This is a genomic window from Qipengyuania sp. HL-TH1 (genome assembly GCF_036365825.1).
GTDB classification, from domain to species: domain Bacteria; phylum Pseudomonadota; class Alphaproteobacteria; order Sphingomonadales; family Sphingomonadaceae; genus Qipengyuania; species Qipengyuania profunda.
Window position 1 is genome coordinate 1,675,935 of record NZ_CP142675.1, and the last position, 14,881, is coordinate 1,690,815.

At 65.7% G+C, this 14,881-nt stretch carries 15 protein-coding genes and 1 pseudogene; 6 read left to right on the forward strand and 10 right to left on the reverse strand.

Translation table 11 applies throughout. The annotated features are described in order from the left end of the window. Positions 1 to 20: 20 nt before the first annotated feature. Both VWN43_RS08825 and VWN43_RS08830 read left to right on the forward strand, forming a co-directional pair. A complete protein-coding gene (locus VWN43_RS08825) occupies positions 21 to 3,443 on the forward strand; it encodes an AAA family ATPase (protein ID WP_320182018.1) in 3,423 nt (1,140 codons plus the stop codon). Between the two features lie 115 nt (positions 3,444 to 3,558). Next, positions 3,559 to 4,785 carry a GGDEF domain-containing protein gene (locus VWN43_RS08830; RefSeq protein WP_320182017.1) on the forward strand — a complete coding sequence of 409 codons (1,227 nt, stop codon included), beginning with the start codon at positions 3,559 to 3,561 and terminating at the stop codon, positions 4,783 to 4,785. Positions 4,786 to 4,803: 18 nt separating this feature from the next. Here the strand turns inward: VWN43_RS08830 and VWN43_RS08835 are convergent, their stop codons facing one another. From VWN43_RS08835 to rpmF, 5 genes and pseudogenes are all read right to left on the reverse strand, one after another. Further along, positions 4,804 to 5,175 carry a MerR family transcriptional regulator gene (locus VWN43_RS08835; protein WP_320182016.1) on the reverse strand — a complete coding sequence of 124 codons (372 nt, stop codon included), beginning with the start codon at positions 5,173 to 5,175 and terminating at the stop codon, positions 4,804 to 4,806. Positions 5,176 to 5,183: 8 nt separating this feature from the next. Then, positions 5,184 to 5,483, reverse strand: coding sequence for an integration host factor subunit alpha (locus VWN43_RS08840; protein ID WP_197458094.1), 300 nt, complete (start codon positions 5,481 to 5,483; stop codon positions 5,184 to 5,186). Between the two features lie 126 nt (positions 5,484 to 5,609). Then, positions 5,610 to 6,575 (reverse strand): beta-ketoacyl-ACP synthase III, encoded by a 966-nt coding sequence (locus VWN43_RS08845; RefSeq protein WP_320182015.1) that lies wholly within the window; start codon positions 6,573 to 6,575, stop codon positions 5,610 to 5,612. Next, positions 6,572 to 7,609 (reverse strand): phosphate acyltransferase PlsX, encoded by a 1,038-nt coding sequence (plsX, locus tag VWN43_RS08850; RefSeq protein WP_253523418.1) that lies wholly within the window; start codon positions 7,607 to 7,609, stop codon positions 6,572 to 6,574. The genes VWN43_RS08845 and plsX overlap by 4 nt, the downstream gene beginning before the upstream one ends. 27 nt (positions 7,610 to 7,636) lie before the next feature. Beyond that, a pseudogene (gene rpmF / locus VWN43_RS08855) lies at positions 7,637 to 7,817 on the reverse strand (50S ribosomal protein L32). Positions 7,818 to 8,052: 235 nt separating this feature from the next. Here rpmF and VWN43_RS08860 point away from each other — a divergent pair. Beyond that, entirely contained in the window at positions 8,053 to 8,451 is a 399-nt protein-coding gene (locus VWN43_RS08860; RefSeq protein ID WP_320182014.1) for an MAPEG family protein, read from the forward strand. A 93-nt stretch (positions 8,452 to 8,544) separates the two neighbouring features. Here VWN43_RS08860 and VWN43_RS08865 read toward each other — a convergent pair whose 3' ends face one another. Continuing rightward, a complete protein-coding gene (locus tag VWN43_RS08865; protein ID WP_320182099.1) occupies positions 8,545 to 9,186 on the reverse strand; it encodes an MBL fold metallo-hydrolase in 642 nt (213 codons plus the stop codon). A gap of 120 nt (positions 9,187 to 9,306) precedes the next feature. On the opposite strand from VWN43_RS08865, the gene VWN43_RS08870 reads away from it, so the two are divergent. Next, on the forward strand, positions 9,307 to 9,684 hold the full coding sequence (locus VWN43_RS08870; protein ID WP_320182013.1) for a hypothetical protein: 378 nt from the start codon (positions 9,307 to 9,309) through the stop codon (positions 9,682 to 9,684). 12 nt (positions 9,685 to 9,696) lie between these two features. On the opposite strand, the gene VWN43_RS08875 is transcribed toward VWN43_RS08870, so the two are convergent. After that, positions 9,697 to 10,338 carry a S24 family peptidase gene (locus VWN43_RS08875; RefSeq protein WP_320182012.1) on the reverse strand — a complete coding sequence of 214 codons (642 nt, stop codon included), beginning with the start codon at positions 10,336 to 10,338 and terminating at the stop codon, positions 9,697 to 9,699. Between the two features lie 171 nt (positions 10,339 to 10,509). Here VWN43_RS08875 and VWN43_RS08880 point away from each other — a divergent pair, with 171 nt between their 5' ends. Both VWN43_RS08880 and VWN43_RS08885 read left to right on the forward strand, forming a co-directional pair. Continuing rightward, positions 10,510 to 10,725: a hypothetical protein gene (locus VWN43_RS08880; protein WP_166775615.1), complete on the forward strand. Its 216-nt coding sequence runs from the start codon at positions 10,510 to 10,512 to the stop codon at positions 10,723 to 10,725. Further along, a complete protein-coding gene (locus VWN43_RS08885) occupies positions 10,715 to 11,068 on the forward strand; it encodes a hypothetical protein (RefSeq protein ID WP_320182011.1) in 354 nt (117 codons plus the stop codon). Before VWN43_RS08880 ends, VWN43_RS08885 begins: the two co-directional genes overlap by 11 nt. An 82-nt stretch (positions 11,069 to 11,150) precedes the next feature. Here the strand turns inward: VWN43_RS08885 and VWN43_RS08890 are convergent, their stop codons facing one another. The 3 genes from VWN43_RS08890 to VWN43_RS08900 form a co-directional block, all read right to left on the reverse strand. After that, entirely contained in the window at positions 11,151 to 11,663 is a 513-nt protein-coding gene (locus VWN43_RS08890; protein WP_320182010.1) for an STM3941 family protein, read from the reverse strand. Positions 11,664 to 11,765: 102 nt separating this feature from the next. After that, a complete protein-coding gene (locus VWN43_RS08895; protein ID WP_320182009.1) occupies positions 11,766 to 13,199 on the reverse strand; it encodes an aldehyde dehydrogenase family protein in 1,434 nt (477 codons plus the stop codon). 24 nt (positions 13,200 to 13,223) lie between these two features. Beyond that, positions 13,224 to 14,879, reverse strand: a complete 1,656-nt coding sequence (locus VWN43_RS08900; protein WP_320182008.1) for an acetolactate synthase large subunit — start codon at positions 14,877 to 14,879, stop codon at positions 13,224 to 13,226. Positions 14,880 to 14,881: the final 2 nt, after the last annotated feature.

Genomic DNA, 14,881 nt, shown 5'->3' on the forward strand with positions numbered 1-14,881 from the left:
GCCGGGGGGACAGGACGACGATGCGCATCTCGAAGCTCCGGTTGAGCGGCTTCAAGAGCTTCGTCGAACCTGCCACCTTGCATATCGAGCCGGGGCTGACGGGAGTCGTCGGCCCCAATGGCTGCGGCAAGTCCAACCTGCTCGAGGCGATCCGCTGGGTGATGGGCGAGAACTCGCCCAAATCGATGCGCTCGGGCGGGATGGAAGACGTCATCTTCGCGGGCACGCAAAGCCGCCCGCAACGCGATTTCGCCGAAGTCGTATTGCAGGGCGCCAACGATGACGGCGACGAGATGGAAGTCGTCCGCCGGATCGAGCGCGGCGCGGGCAGCGCCTATCGGCTCAACGGCAGCGACGTGCGCGCCAAGGACGTGGCGCTGATCTTCGCCGATGCGGCGACCGGCGCGCACAGCCCGGCACTGGTCAGCCAGGGCAAGATCGCACAGGTCATTGCCGCCAAGCCGACCGAACGCCGCCAGATGCTCGAGGAAGCGGCGGGGATCGCGGGTCTCCACGTCCGCCGCCGTGATGCCGAAAGCAAGCTGCGGCAGACCGAGACCAATCTCGAACGGCTCGAAGACATCATGGCGGGGCTGGACAGCCAGATCGCCTCGCTGCGGCGGCAGGCCAAGCAGGCCGAACGCTACAAGAAACTGTCCGACGAGATAAAGAGCGCCGAGGCGCGGCTGGTGTTCGCGCGCTGGCGCGAAGCCGCTGCCGCGGCGGAGGAAGCCAAGGCCGCCGCCACGCAGGCCGATGCGCGCGTGGCCGAAGCGCAGCAGGAAGCCGATGCGGCGCAGAAAGCGCAGCGCAGTGCCGCCGAGGCGCTGGCCGAAGCGCGCGACGAACAGGCCGACCGCCGCGACGATGCCAGCGCGCATGGCCACCGGATGGCGGCGCTGAGCAGCCAACTCGAAGCGGCGGAGCAGCGGCTCGCCGATCTCGACCGGCAGCAGGCGCGGCTCGAGGCCGACCGCGGCGAAGCCGACCGGCTGACCAAGGATGCCGCCGAAGCGCTGTCCCGGCTCGAACGCGAGCTGGCGGCAAGCGAACAGGTGCTGGCTGGCGATGAAGAACGACGCCCCGCGCTCGAGCGCGCGCATGAGCAGGCCGAGCGCGACAGCCGCGCCGCCGAACTCGCGCTGGCGCGCGCCACCGCCGACAACGCCGGGGTCGAGGCCGAATGGCGCGTCGCCGAAGCGGAAATCGCGCAAATCAGGACCCGGCTCGACCGCGCCGCGGCGGAGGGGCGCCGGATGGCCGAACGCCGCGCGGCGCTGGCGGGCGAGGATCCCGACGCCGATGTCGGTGCCGCCAAGGCCGCGGCCGAGGAAACGGCCCGGACGCTGGCCGACCGGCGCCGCACGCTCGAGGAGATGCAGGCGCGCAAGGCCGAGCTGCAGGCCAGCCGCGACAGCGCCGCATCCGCCCTCTCCGAAGCGCGCGCCGAACTTTCGGGCGTCCAGCGCGAATGGGAAGCGCTTACCCGCGACCGCGAAGCGCGCGAACGCGCCGCGGCCAAGCGCAGCGGACGGCAACAGGCGATCGACGGTGTGCGCGCGGCGAAGGGCTATGAACGCGCGGTCGCAGCAGCGCTGGGGCGCGACGGCAAGGCTCTGCTCGGCCTGCCCGAAGGCGATGCCGAAGGGCGCTACTGGACCGGGGCTGCGGCCCCCTCGCCCGTCGCCGACAGCCTCTCCGCGCATGTCGAGACCTGCCCCGAGGAATTGCGCGCGCCGTTGGCGCTGATGCATGTGGCAGAGGCCGATGACGGGCGCACGCTCGCCCCGGGGCACTCGCTGGTCACGATGGATGGGCGCTTGCGGCGCTGGGACGGGCTTGTCGTACATGGCGAAGGATCGGCTGAAGCCGCGCGGCTGGAAGCGGAGAACCGCTTTGCCGAGCTCGACGCGCACCTGCCCGTGCTGCGCGACGCGGCGACCACGGCGCAGACGGCGATGGATACGGCAAGCGAGGAACTGGCGCGCTTGCAGCGCGATCTGGTCGCCGCCGAGCGCGAACTGGCCGGGACGGCGGAGGCCGAGCGGCAGGCGCTGCGCGCGCTCGACCAGGCCGAATCCGCGCGCGAGCGGCTGGCCTCGCGGCTCGAAGAATTGGACCGGAGCGAGGCCGAGCATGGCGAGCTGGTCGCCGCGGCGCAGGCCGATCTTGCCGCTGCCGAGGCCAAGCGCGATGCGCTGCCCGACCCTGCGGCGGGGCGCGCCACGCTCGAGGCCGCCCGCGCGCAGAACGAAGCCGCGCGCACTACAATGCAGGCGCGCGCTGCCGCGCTGGCGGCGCACGACCAGGCACTGGCGGTGGCGCGCGAGCGCGCCTCGGCGCAGCGCAGCGACATGGCCAATTGGCAGGCGCGCAGCGGCGATGCCGCGCGGCGGCTGTCCGAGATGGAAACCCGCGCCGAGGAAATCACGCAGGAGCGCGCGGTCATCGCGGCCAAGCCCGAGGGGCTGATGCGCGAAATCGAACAGGGCGACCAGGTACGCGAGCGCCTGACCCGCGAGCTGGCCGCAGCCGAGCAGGCGGTCGCCGAAGCCAATGCGCTGGCGCAGGAGGCCGACCGCGGCTTCACCGCGACCAACGAGGCGCTGGCCGCAGCGCGCGAGAACCGCGCCGGCCTTTCTGCCCGCGCGGAAAGCCAGGACGGCCGCCGGATCGAGATGGCACGGATTTCGGGCGAGCGGTTCCAGTGCCCGCCCCCGCTGCTGCCGCAGCGCTTCGAATTCGACGAAGACGCGATCAAGTCGGCCGAGACCGAGAGCGATGAAATGGACCGGCTTTCCGCCAGCCGCGAGCGGATCGGTCCGGTCAACCTCGTTGCATCGGAGGAACTCGCGCGGATCGAGAGCGAGCATGGCGCGAATGTCGAGGAACAGGAGGAATTGCGCGAAGCGGTCAGCCGGCTGCGCGGGTCGATCGGAAATCTCAACCGCGAGGGCCGCGAGCGGCTGCGGGCTGCCTTCGAACAGGTCAACGACCATTTCCAGCGGCTGTTCATGCGCCTGTTCGAGGGCGGCGAGGCGCATCTGGCGCTGATCGACAGCGACGATCCGCTGGAAGCCGGGCTGGAGATTTTCGCGCAGCCGCCGGGCAAGAAGCTGCAATCGCTCACGCTGCTGTCGGGCGGCGAACAGGCGCTCACCGCCACGGCGCTGATCTTCGCGCTGTTCCTGACTAACCCAGCGCCGATCTGCGTGCTCGACGAGGTCGACGCGCCATTGGACGATGCCAATATCGACCGGTTCTGCGACCTACTCGACGCGATGACGCGCGAAACGCAGACCCGCTACCTGATCGTCACGCATAACGCGGTGACGATGAGCCGCATGCACCGCCTGTTCGGCGTCACGATGATCGAAAAGGGCGTCAGCCGCCTGGTCAGCGTCGATCTTGGCGGGGCCGAGGAATTGCTCGCGGCGGAGTGACCGGGTGCGGTCCCTCGGGGCCGGCAAGAACCTGCCCTCGGGCCCTAGCCTAGGGACAAACCCTTAGCGCGCGCTAACCCCCTTCCAAAGCGGCGCCGCTAAACATTCATCAACCATGAAAAGATTTAGGAAGGACGACCGCGCACTCGTGGAGATGCGGACCGACCAGGAGCTTCCTGAAGCAGCCCCGGTGCCCGGTCGCGACGAGGTCCAGCGCGCCGTCCTCAAGGCACTGGTGGATACCGAGCAGCGTTCGGTCCTGGCCAATATGTCCTGCTGGATCGTCACTGCCGTCGCCGCGATTTTCCTGCCGACCGCGATTTATTTCGTTTTTCCGCTGATCTTCCGGCTGGTCGCCATGGTCGGCACGCGCACCACCTTCGCGCGCTTGCGCGCCGCGCTGGAAGAAGACCGCCCGATCGCGCGCGAATACCTCCTGCTCGCCGCGGCGCTGGTGGTGGGCGGTGCGGCCTGGGGGGCCACCCTGCTCCCGATCCTCGCCTATCCCACGCTGCATCCCGCGCGCCTGCTGGTCGGCGGGGGCACGCTGGTGGGCATGAGCATCATCGCAACCATGCTCTCGCCCGCCCCGCGGTTGGCTTTCTCATTCGCAATCGGGTTTCTCGGTGCGTTCGGCGCGGGCCTGGTGATCACCGGCACGCCCGGCGGACTGACCTTGATGCTCGGCATGGCGATCCTCTTCCTGATCTTCATCGCCTATTCGCATGCCTCGACCTTCAGCCACAGGCGCGCGGCGCAATTGCTGGTCGAGAACCGGCGGCTAAGCGACGATTTGCGTACTTCGCTCGAACGCGCGCTGCACATGGCCGATCACGACAGCCTGACCGGCCTGTTCAACCGCCGCGCATTCTTCGCCCACACCAAGCAGGCATCTTGGCCCAAGCGGTTGGTGATCATGATCGATATCGACCATTTCAAGACCATCAACGACCGCTATGGCCATGCCGTGGGCGACGTGGTGCTCAAGCGCATCGGGCGCGTGATCCGCACGGTCCTGCAAGAGGAAGTCGGCGCGGATCATTTCGCCGCGCGGCTGGGCGGCGAGGAATTCGCGGTCATGGTGCCCTGCGGACCGACCTTCGAAAACCGTGCCCTGACCGATATGCTGCACCGCCGGATAGCGGGCATTGCCGAGCAGATGGAAATCGAAGGGCTGGTGACCACCGCCTCGCTCGGCGTTTCGGTGATGGACCGCCAGCAGACGCTCGATGAAGCGCTGCACAATGCCGATACCGCGCTCTACCGCGCCAAGGCGCAGGGCCGCAACCGGACCGAATATGCACTGATGTCTGCGAGAATGACGACGATCCAGAGCGCCTGACGCGCCCGCGCCGAACCGTCAGTCGAGCGCTGCCACCAGCTGGGCGCGCATGGCCTTCAGCCGGGCCAGCAGGTCGCCATCCACAGCGGGCGGCGAAGCGGTGGTCACCTGCGGCTGCGCTGCGGCCTGCGGGTCGGGCGCACCGCGCAGTGCGGCCTTGGCGCCCTTGAGCGTATAGCCTTCCTGGTTGACCAGCCGGTCGATCCGCTCGACCAGTTCGACATCCTCGGGGCGGTAATAACGCCGTCCGCCGCTGCGGGTGAGCGGCTTGAGCATGGGGAATTGCTGTTCCCAATAGCGCAGCACATGCGCCTTGATTCCGGTCGCCTTGGCGACTTCGCCGATGGTGCGCAGCGCGCCCGCTTCCTTGCCGTCGTCGAATGTCGCCATGTCTGTCCTCAGCCGTTCGCGATGCGCTCTTTAAGCAGCTGGCTGGCGCGGAAGGTCATCACGCGGCGCGGCGTGATCGGCACTTCGACCCCGGTCTTGGGATTGCGGCCGATGCGTTCCTTCTTGTCGCGCAGCACGAAGCTGCCGAAGCCCGAAATCTTCACATTCTCGCCATCCGCCAGCGCATCGCACATCTTGCCGAGGATCGCTTCGACCATGTCGAGCGATTCGGCGCGCGAGAGCCCCATCTTGCGGTTGATCGTCTCGGCCAGATCGGCCCGGGTGAGCGTGCCCACGGAGCGCATCATATCCATACTATCCTTCCCCTCAGATGCGACCCTGAGCGAGATGCGACCCCATTCGAAGATTCGCCAAGCAATATAGGAGTTTGCTACCAGTCTGGCAAATCGCCCGCCACGCGTTTTCGCGCCGTGCTACATCCGTGCGAGCGAAGCGCCCCAGGTAAAGCCGCCCCCCATTGCCTCGAACATCACCAGATCGCCCGGCTTGATGCGCCCGTCGCGCATCGCGGTATCGAGCGCGAGCGGGACCGAAGCGGCGGAGGTATTGGCGTGGCGGTCGACGGTGACGACGACCTTTTCGGCCGGCAGGTCGAGCTTGCGCGCCGTGGCATCGAGAATGCGGGCATTGGCCTGGTGCGGCACGACCCAGTCGATATCGGCGGCGCTCACGCCGGTTTCGTCGAGCACCTCGGTCAGCACATTGGCGAGATTGACCACCGCATGGCGAAACACCTCGCGCCCCTTCATCCGCAGCTTGCCGACGGTGCCCGTAGTCGACGGTCCGCCATCGACATAAAGCATGTCCTTATGCGCACCATCGGCATGGAGCCGGCTGGCAAGGATACCGGGACCGTCATCGGCGACATCCTGCGCCTCGAGCACGACCGCGCCTGCGCCATCGCCGAACAGGACGCAGGTGGTGCGGTCCTCCCAGTCGAGGATGCGGCTGAAGGTTTCGGCGCCGATCACCAGCGCCTTGGTCGCCATGCCGGTCCGCAGCAGCGAATCGGCAGTGGCGAGCGCATAGAGAAAGCCCGAGCAGACCGCCTGCACATCGAAGGCGACGCCGCCGCCGCACTCGAGTGCGGCCTGCACCTGCGTAGCGGTGGCGGGAAAGGTGTGATCGGGCGTCGCGGTGGCCAGGATGATCAGGCCGATCTCGCTTGCCTCCACTCCTGCGGCCTCGAGCGCCCTGCGCGCAGCGTCGATCGCCAGCGTGCTGGTGGTCTCGTCAGGCTCGGCGATATACCGCTGGCGGATGCCGGTGCGTTCAACGATCCACTCGTCGCTGGTATCGACCTTGTCGGCCAGATCGGCATTCGTGACGCAGGTTCGCGGCAGCGCCGAACCCGTGCCGGTGATGACCGAACGAATCATTTACCCGCCACGCTCGATGGTTCGATCGCGCCGAGATCCTGCTTGATGCGATTGGTGATATCGTCCTCCAGCAGGCGTGCGGCGACTTCGACCGCATTGGCCACGCCCTTGGCATTGGCGCTGCCGTGGCTTTTGACCACCACGCCGTTGAGGCCAAGGAAGACCGCGCCATTGTGATTGTTGGGGTCGAGATGGTGCCGGATCAGTTCGGTCGCCGGTCGCGAGACCAGGAAACCGACCTTCGAACGGACGCTGGAAGTGAAGGCCTGGCGCAGCAGGTCGGTGACGAAGCGCGCCGCGCCCTCGATCGCCTTCAGCGCGATATTGCCCGAAAATCCGTCGCACACGACCACGTCGCATTCGCCGCGGTTGATCTTGTCGGCTTCGACATAGCCTTCGAATTCCATCGCCAGCCCGGTGGCGGCGCGCAGCGCTTCGGCGGCAGCCTGGATGTCTTCGGTGCCCTTGGTTTCCTCGGTCCCGATGTTGAGCAGGCGGGTGCGCGGGCGTTCGCGCCCGGTGACGATCCGCGCATAGGCCGCGCCCATGATCGCGAACTGGACGAGGTTGCGGGCATTGCATTCGCGATTCGCGCCCAGATCGAGCATGACCACGTCATCGTCTGTCAGCGTCGGGAGCAGTGCGGCCAGCGCCGGACGGTCGAGCCCGGGCATGGTGCGCAGCGCAAGCTTGCTCATCGCCATCAGCGCGCCGGTATTGCCCGCGGAAACCGCAGCGCCGGCATCACCCTGCTTCACTGCATTGACCGCAAGGCCCATGCTGGTGGTCTTGGCACGGCGCAACGCGCGGCTCGGCAGCTCGTCGCCGCCGACCACGTCGGTGCAATGCAGGATCTCGGACGCCCCGGCCATGCCGGGATGCGTGTCGAGTGCAGCCTTGATGCGCGCTTCATCGCCTACCAGCAGGAACTGGAACTTGTCGTGACGCCGACGCGCCAGCGCGGCGCCTTCGACCATCACGCGCACGCCTTCGTCTCCGCCCATCGCATCGACGGCGATACGCGGCAGGCTCATGGCGCTTCTCCGGCTTGGCTGACGGTCTTAAAGACCGACGGCGATGATTTCGCGGCCGTTATAATATCCGCAGTGCGAGCACAGATTGTGCGGACGCTTGAGTTCGCCGCAGTTCGAGCACTCATGATGGGCCTCGACCTTGAGCGAGATCATGTGCACGGCGATTGCCGCGGCGGTGGGGCGATACTTTCCTCTTGGGGACGGCCATGGCGGCACCTGTTCCTCAAACAATTACAGTCAATTTCGGTGGCCGCCCTAGGGGAAGCTCCGGCACCGCACAAGAGCGCGTGAACCCGAATATCCCGACCGTGACGGTGAAGGCGGGCGCTATAGCGAATTTCGCGAGCGATGCAACCCGTCTGTTGGCGTTGCGCGGCACGCGGCATCGCCCTAGCACCGCAGCCGTATTCCGTATCGTACGGATCGCAAGGGGAGAGACGAGCATGGGCATTATCCTGCCGGTTACGCTTACCGCGGCAGCCGCCGCCGCCATTATCAATATCTGGCTCAGCATCCGCGTCGGGCAGATGCGCGCGCAACAGAAGGTTTCGATCGGCGACGATGCCGGGGGCCCGCTGACCGCGCGCATGCGCGCACAGCTCAATTTCGTCGAGAACACCGCCTTCGTGCTGGTTCTCGTCGCGGCAATCGAACTGGCGGCCAAGGGCGGCGAATGGCTCGCCTGGGTGGTCGCGGCCTATATGCTCGGGCGTTTGGCGCACGGGCTCGGCATGGATGGCGGCGCGCTGGCACGCGGTCGCCCGCTCGGGGTGATTATCACCATGCTGGTACAGCTGGGCCTTGCCGTGGTGGCAGTGCTGATCACGCTGGGCATGATGTAGGAGGTTCTTGTTGCGTGCGGGAAGCGCGTCCGCGCTTCCCTTGCGGCCCCGGCGCAAGCTATCGACGGAGGTCGATAGCGCATCCTAGAAAAATCACGACAACGCGTAGTCGCTCACGAAGGCGTTGGTCTGGCGTTCCTGGCCGAAGGTGCTCGTCGGACCATGGCCGGGGATGAAGGTCACGTCATTGCCCAGCGGCCACAGCTTCTGCGTAATTGCATCGATCAAATCCTGGTGGTTGCCCATCGGGAAATCGGTGCGGCCGATGCTGCCCTGGAACAAGACGTCGCCGACGACGGCGAATTTGCTCGGCCTATGGAAGAACACCACGTGGCCGGGCGTGTGGCCGGGGCAGTGGATGACCTCAAGCGTGAGGTCGCCGACGGTGACGGTATCGCCGTCAACCAGCCAGCGGTCGGGTTCGAACACTTCGGCCTGCATGCCGTATTTCGCGCCGTCTTCGCCGAGTCGGCTGATCCAGAAACGGTCGGCCTCGTGCGGGCCCTCGATCGGGAGGCCGAGTTCCTTCGCCAGCACGCCCGCCTCGCCGCAATGGTCGAGATGGCCGTGGGTGATGAGAATTTTCTCCAGCTCCACCCCGCTTTTGGCGACCGCCGCCTTGAGCTTGTCGAGATCGCCGCCCGGATCGATCAGCGCGCCCTTGTTGGTCGCGGTGCACCAGATCAGCGAGCAGTTCTGCTGCAGCGGGGTTACGGGGACGATGCCCGCCTTCATCGGCGGGGTAGCGGGCGTTTGCGTGTTGTTTTCCATTGCTGGGGAAAGTGGTCCGGTTTGTGATCGAAAACAAGGCGCATCTCCGGCTTTGTGCTATCGGGCAGGCAAAGGAGAGTTATCGTGCGCATAGTCGAAGTCATGGCCCTGGCGTCCCTGTTGCTGGCAGGCTGCCAATCCGCCGGCCCCGTTGCCGCCCCGGCGGCGGCGCCGAGCCCTGCCGCGGCGGATGCGGATGCGGTGCCCGACTATGTCACCGCGATCTGCGGCGAGTGCCACGCGGTGAAGGACAATGCGGTATCGGTGAACCCGCAGGCTCCCGGCTTTGCCGATATCGCCAACAGCCCCGGCCTGACGCGCGACACGCTGGTCACCTTCCTGTCGGATGCACACAATTACCCGATGCAGATGGATGTCGACCTGGTGGACGAGGATATCGAGGTGATCGCCGACTATATGCTCACGCTGCGCTCGGACGATTATATCAAGCGGCCCTCGTAGCGGCGTGGCGGGTCACACCCGCCCCCCTTTCCATACAACCCGGCCGATCACCTCGACCTCGTCGCGCGCGAGGTCGATCGGGGCGTAGCTGTCGTTGGCGCTGATCAGCGCGATGCGGCCCGGCGCGCTGGCCTGGACCTGCTTGACGTGCAGCGCATCGCCGATGCGCACGACATGGATGCCCTCGCCTGAGCGCTTGTTGCGGTCGACGAAGATCTCGTCGCCGCTGCGCAGGGTTGGTTCCATGCTGTCGCCCTCGACGCGGATCGCGCTGAGGTCGGCGCCCTCCAGCCCCATTTCGCGCAGCCAGCGGCGGCTGAAGCGGAAGCTGTCGAAGGAAATTTCCTCTGCCGAAAACGCGCCCGGCCCCGCCGAGGCATCGAGCGGGAGGCGCGGCACGGTGATGAACTCGTCCGGGGCAGAAGCGCGCACATGGTCGGGATCGGCCCCCAGCGCGACCTCGGACACGCCGAAGAACTCGGCCAGCCGCCGCCGGTCCGCCTCTTCCAGCTTGCGCGGCGAGCCCTTGCGGACGAATTGCTGCAGATAGCTGGGATTGCGGCCGAGCATGGCGGAAAGCGAGGCAAGGCTGGTGCGCCCGGCCTCGGCCAGTTCGACCAGCTTCGCGCGGTCCGGCGTCATCGCGTCACTCATAAGACCGTGTCCTCAAGCCCGCCATCATCCAACCCGCATCACGCAGGACAGAGCATGCGAGAAAATTCCTATAGCATAGGATTTTTCCTAGACAAGTAGGATTTCGACTGGAACGAATCAGGAACACGGCGAGCGATTCGCCTGTCTGACCAGCCTATTGGGGAGCCCGCGATGCTGATCCGATCCGTCGAGAAATTCCTCCGCCAGCACGAAATGGCGGCCACCAAGTTCGGCCGTCTCGCCGCGCATGATCCGCGCTTTGTGCTCGATTTGCGCATGGGCCGCGAACCGCGCGACCGCACCGAACAGCGCATCCGCGGTTTCATGGCCGGGTTCGAGGCCGCGCGCGAAGCAGCCCCCACGCAGGAGACCGCGCATGTCGGATGAAACCGCCCAGCCGCGCCCCCCGCGCGCACGCCGCAGCGCCGCCGATCGCCTGCGCGCCGCACTGGCCGACCTCCACGCGCATCGCGGGCAGGTGTTGACGCATACCGAAAAAGCTTGGGCGAGCATCACCTTCGCCGGCACACGCCACAGCCTCGCGATCCTGTTCGCCGGCGATGAGGCGGTCGAGGCCGGCGAAGAATTCGTCGCCGCCCTCCCCGATCACGAATTCGCCATCCCCGGACAGCTGGTGGCCGATGCAGGCGTGGTGGAAGTCGAACACCGCCTGCTCCCCGAACCGCGGCTGGTGGTGCAGTGCGAGTTGCTGCTGCTGGAGGAGAGCTGACTGAACTCTCGAATGTCAGCTTTTGTCGCACGACGCGTATCACGGGAGCGGCTGGGATGGGTGGAAAACGGACACCAGTAAATCAGGTCTTGGGACTCCTATACGAGGCTATCGCTGCCATAGCTTCATCATAGCAACGATCGGTGCCCGTCAAAGAAATGGCAATGTCGCCACCTGTCAGCATTCGATTTGCCCCCCTTAGCTTTGCGGTTAGGCCTCTCCCCGGGAAGCAGCTGGGCTCGTTTAGGTGCAAGACGATGGTATTCTGCCCCTTGTAACTCCAGGAAGTCACATCCGTTATCTCCGACCACGGAATGATGTCGTCGGACCATGGACACCACCGTATTCCTGAGGGACCGATCTGCAACTGCGGATGGTCATCGAAGAATTTTTTGACGATCGCGAGGCCGCACAGACCGAAGAAAAGTATGCAGAGCCAACCAATGGCAATGCCGTAGGCGGCAGGACGTCTAGTTGAGCTTGGAGCCTCGCCGAACCCACCAACAAACCAAATTCCGAGTGCAACAAAGCCAGCCGCGATTAGAAAAATCGCAGCCAGACGCCAACGAGAGTTATACGCGACAAATTCCTGCATCAAAGCGCTGATGATCGTATCTGCTAATGTCCGCAATGGGTCGTTTACAGACCGTCTGCTTTCCGGCGGACAAAGTACGAACCGGCCCTTCCGCCGCCCAAATCACCCGCGCCGGATCACCAGGTTCCGGATCTCGGTCATGTCCTCCATCGCGAACTTGATGCCTTCGCGGCCCAAACCGCTGTCCTTCACGCCGCCATAGGGCATGTTGTCGACGCGGTAGCTGGGGACGTCGTTGATCACCACGCCGCCGACCTCGAGCCGGTCCCAGGCGTCGAACATCTTGAACAGATCGCGCGTGAAGATGCCCGCCTGCAGCCCGAAGGTGGAGCGGTTCACTTCGGCCAGTGCCTCGTCGAAGTCCGCAAACTTCTGCAGGATCGCGAGCGGGCCGAAGGCTTCCTCGTTGAGCGCCTTGGCGTCCTTGTCCACGCCTTCGAGCAGCGTTGCCTCGAGCATATTGCCCTTGCACCCGCCGCCGGTCAGCAGCGTTGCGCCGCCCGCGACCGCCTCGTCGATCCAGCCCTTGAGGCGGCTGGCCTCGCCCTCCGAGATCATCGGTCCGATGAAGGTGTCGCGGTCCTTGGGATCGCCCGCGACTAGCGTCTTCGTCTTGGCGACCAGCATGTCCCTGAAGCGGTCGTAGACATCTTCGTGCACGATGATGCGCTGGACGCCGATGCAACTTTGCCCGCTCTGGTAGAAGGCGCCGAAAATGATCCGTTCGAGCGCATCGTCGAGATCGGCATCGTGGTCGACCACCACCGCGGCATTGCCGCCGAGTTCGAGCACGACCTTCTTCTTACCGCAGCGCGCCTTGAGATCCCAGCCGACGGCGGGCGAGCCGGTGAAGCTGAGCAGCTTGAGCCGTTCGTCCACGGTGAACAGGTCGGCCCCGTCGCGGCTGGCGGGCAGGATCGAGAACGCGCCTTCGGGCAGGTCGGTTTCGGCGAGCACTTCGCCCATGATGATCGCGCCGAGCGGGGTCTTGCTCGCGGGCTTCATCACGAAGGGACAGCCCACCGCGATCGCGGGCGCGATCTTGTGCGCGGCGAGATTGAGCGGGAAGTTGAACGGCGAGATGAAGCTGCACGGCCCGATCGGGTAGCGTTTCCAGATCGACTGGTAGCCCCTGGCGCGCGCGGAGATATCCAGCGGCATGACCTCGCCATACATGCGCACCGATTCTTCCGCCGCGATGCGGAAGGTGTCGATCAGCCGGGTGACCTCGCCCTCTGAATCCTTGATCGGCTTGCCCGCTTCGACGCACAAAGCATAGGCGAGCTCGTCGAAGCGTTCGGTGAACCGCTCGACGCAGTGCTGCAGCACTGCCTGGCGTTCGTAGCTGGCGAGCTGCGCCATCGGTTCGGCCGCGCGCACCGCCCCGGCAATCGCTTCGTCGATGATCTCGGGGCTGGCGAGTGCGGTGCGGAAGGCCACTTCGCCGGTGAACTTGTCGGTTACCGCGAGATCTGTGTTGGGCTGCTGCGCCTTGTTGTTGAGATAGAGCGGGTAGGTGTCCTTGAGCGTGGGCATGTCGTCTCCTTCACCCGGTCAATCTCAGAGCTTCGCGCTCAGTTCCTTGATATCGTGGTTCAATATCCGGTCGTTCTCCGAATAATCGACCGGGCAGTCGATCAGGTGGACGCCCGGCGTATCGCGGCAATGCGCGAGCAGTTCGCGCAAATGGTCGCTGCTTTCGACGCGGTGGCCCTGCGCGCCGTAGCTTTCGGCATATTTGACGAAATCGGGATTGCCATAGGTCAGGCCGAAATCCTCGAACCCCATGTTCGCCTGTTTCCAGCGGATCATGCCATAGGCATCGTCGCGCAGGATGAGCACGATCAGATTCAGCCCCAGCCGCACTGCGGTTTCCATCTCCTGGCTGTTCATCATGAACCCGCCATCGCCGCAGATCGCCATGACTTTGCGGTCGGGATAGAGCATCGCGCTCATCATCGCGCTGGGCAGCCCGGCGCCCATCGTGGCTAGCGCATTGTCGAGCAGCACGGTGTTGGGCTGCGAGGCGCAATAGCCGCGCGCGAACCAGATCTTGTAGACGCCGTTATCGAGACAGATGATCCCGTCATCGGGCATGCTCTCGCGCACCTCCTGGACGAGATGCGGCGGGAAAATCGGGAAGCGCGTGTCGGCGGCGAGGCTCTCGGTATGCTCGAGCTCGGCGCGGTGATAGCGCTTGAGTTCGGCGCTCTGCCAATGGTCCTGCCGGGTGATGTCTTCCTTCATCTGCCAGATCGCATTGGCGATATCGCCGATTACTTCGATCTGCGGGAAATAGACCGGGTCGACCGCGGCGCTGCGGTTGCTGACATGGATCACCGTGTGCCCGTTGTGGCGCATGAAGAAGGGCGGCTTCTCGATCACGTCGTGGCCGACATTGACGATGACGTCGGCTTCTTCGATCGCGCGGTGGCAGAAATCGCCCGCCGACAGCGCCGCGCAGCCGAGGAACAGCGGATGGCGCTCGTCGAGCACGCCCTTGCCCATTTGCGTGGTAACGAAGGGAATGCCCGTCTTCTCGATGAATTCGGCGAGCATCTTGCCGGTCATCTTGCGGTTGGCGCCCGCGCCGATGACGAGGATCGGCTTGCTGGCCTGTTCGAGCGCGGCAACCGCCTGGTCGACGGCCTTCGGCTCCGCGCTGGGCCGCCGCGCGACGCTGCGCGGGATCGGCGCGGCATCGGTCGGTTCCTCGGCGATATCCTCGGGCAGTTCGAGATGGACCGCGCCGGGCTTTTCCTCCTCGGCGAGGCGATAGGCTTCGCGCACGCGGCTGGGGATGTTGTCCCCGGCGTGCAGCTGGCGGGTGTATTTGGTGATCGGTTCCATCATCGCGACCACGTCGAGGATCTGGAACTGGCCCTGCTTCGATTTCTTGATCGGTTTCTGGCCGGTAATCATCATCATCGGCATGCCGCCCAATTGCGCATAGGCGGCGGCGGTGACGAAATTGGTCGCGCCGGGGCCGAGCGTGGCGATGCAGACGCCGGTCTTGCCCGTGTGGCGGCCATAGGTCGCGGCCATGAAGCCGGCGCCCTGTTCATGGCGCGTGAGTACCAGCTTGATCTGCTTGGAGCGGCTGAGACTGTCGAGGAAGTCGAGGTTTTCCTCGCCCGGGACGCCAAAGATATACTCGCAGCCCTCGGCTTCGAGGCACTCGATAAACAGGTCGGACGCCTTGCGTGGTTCGGTCATGC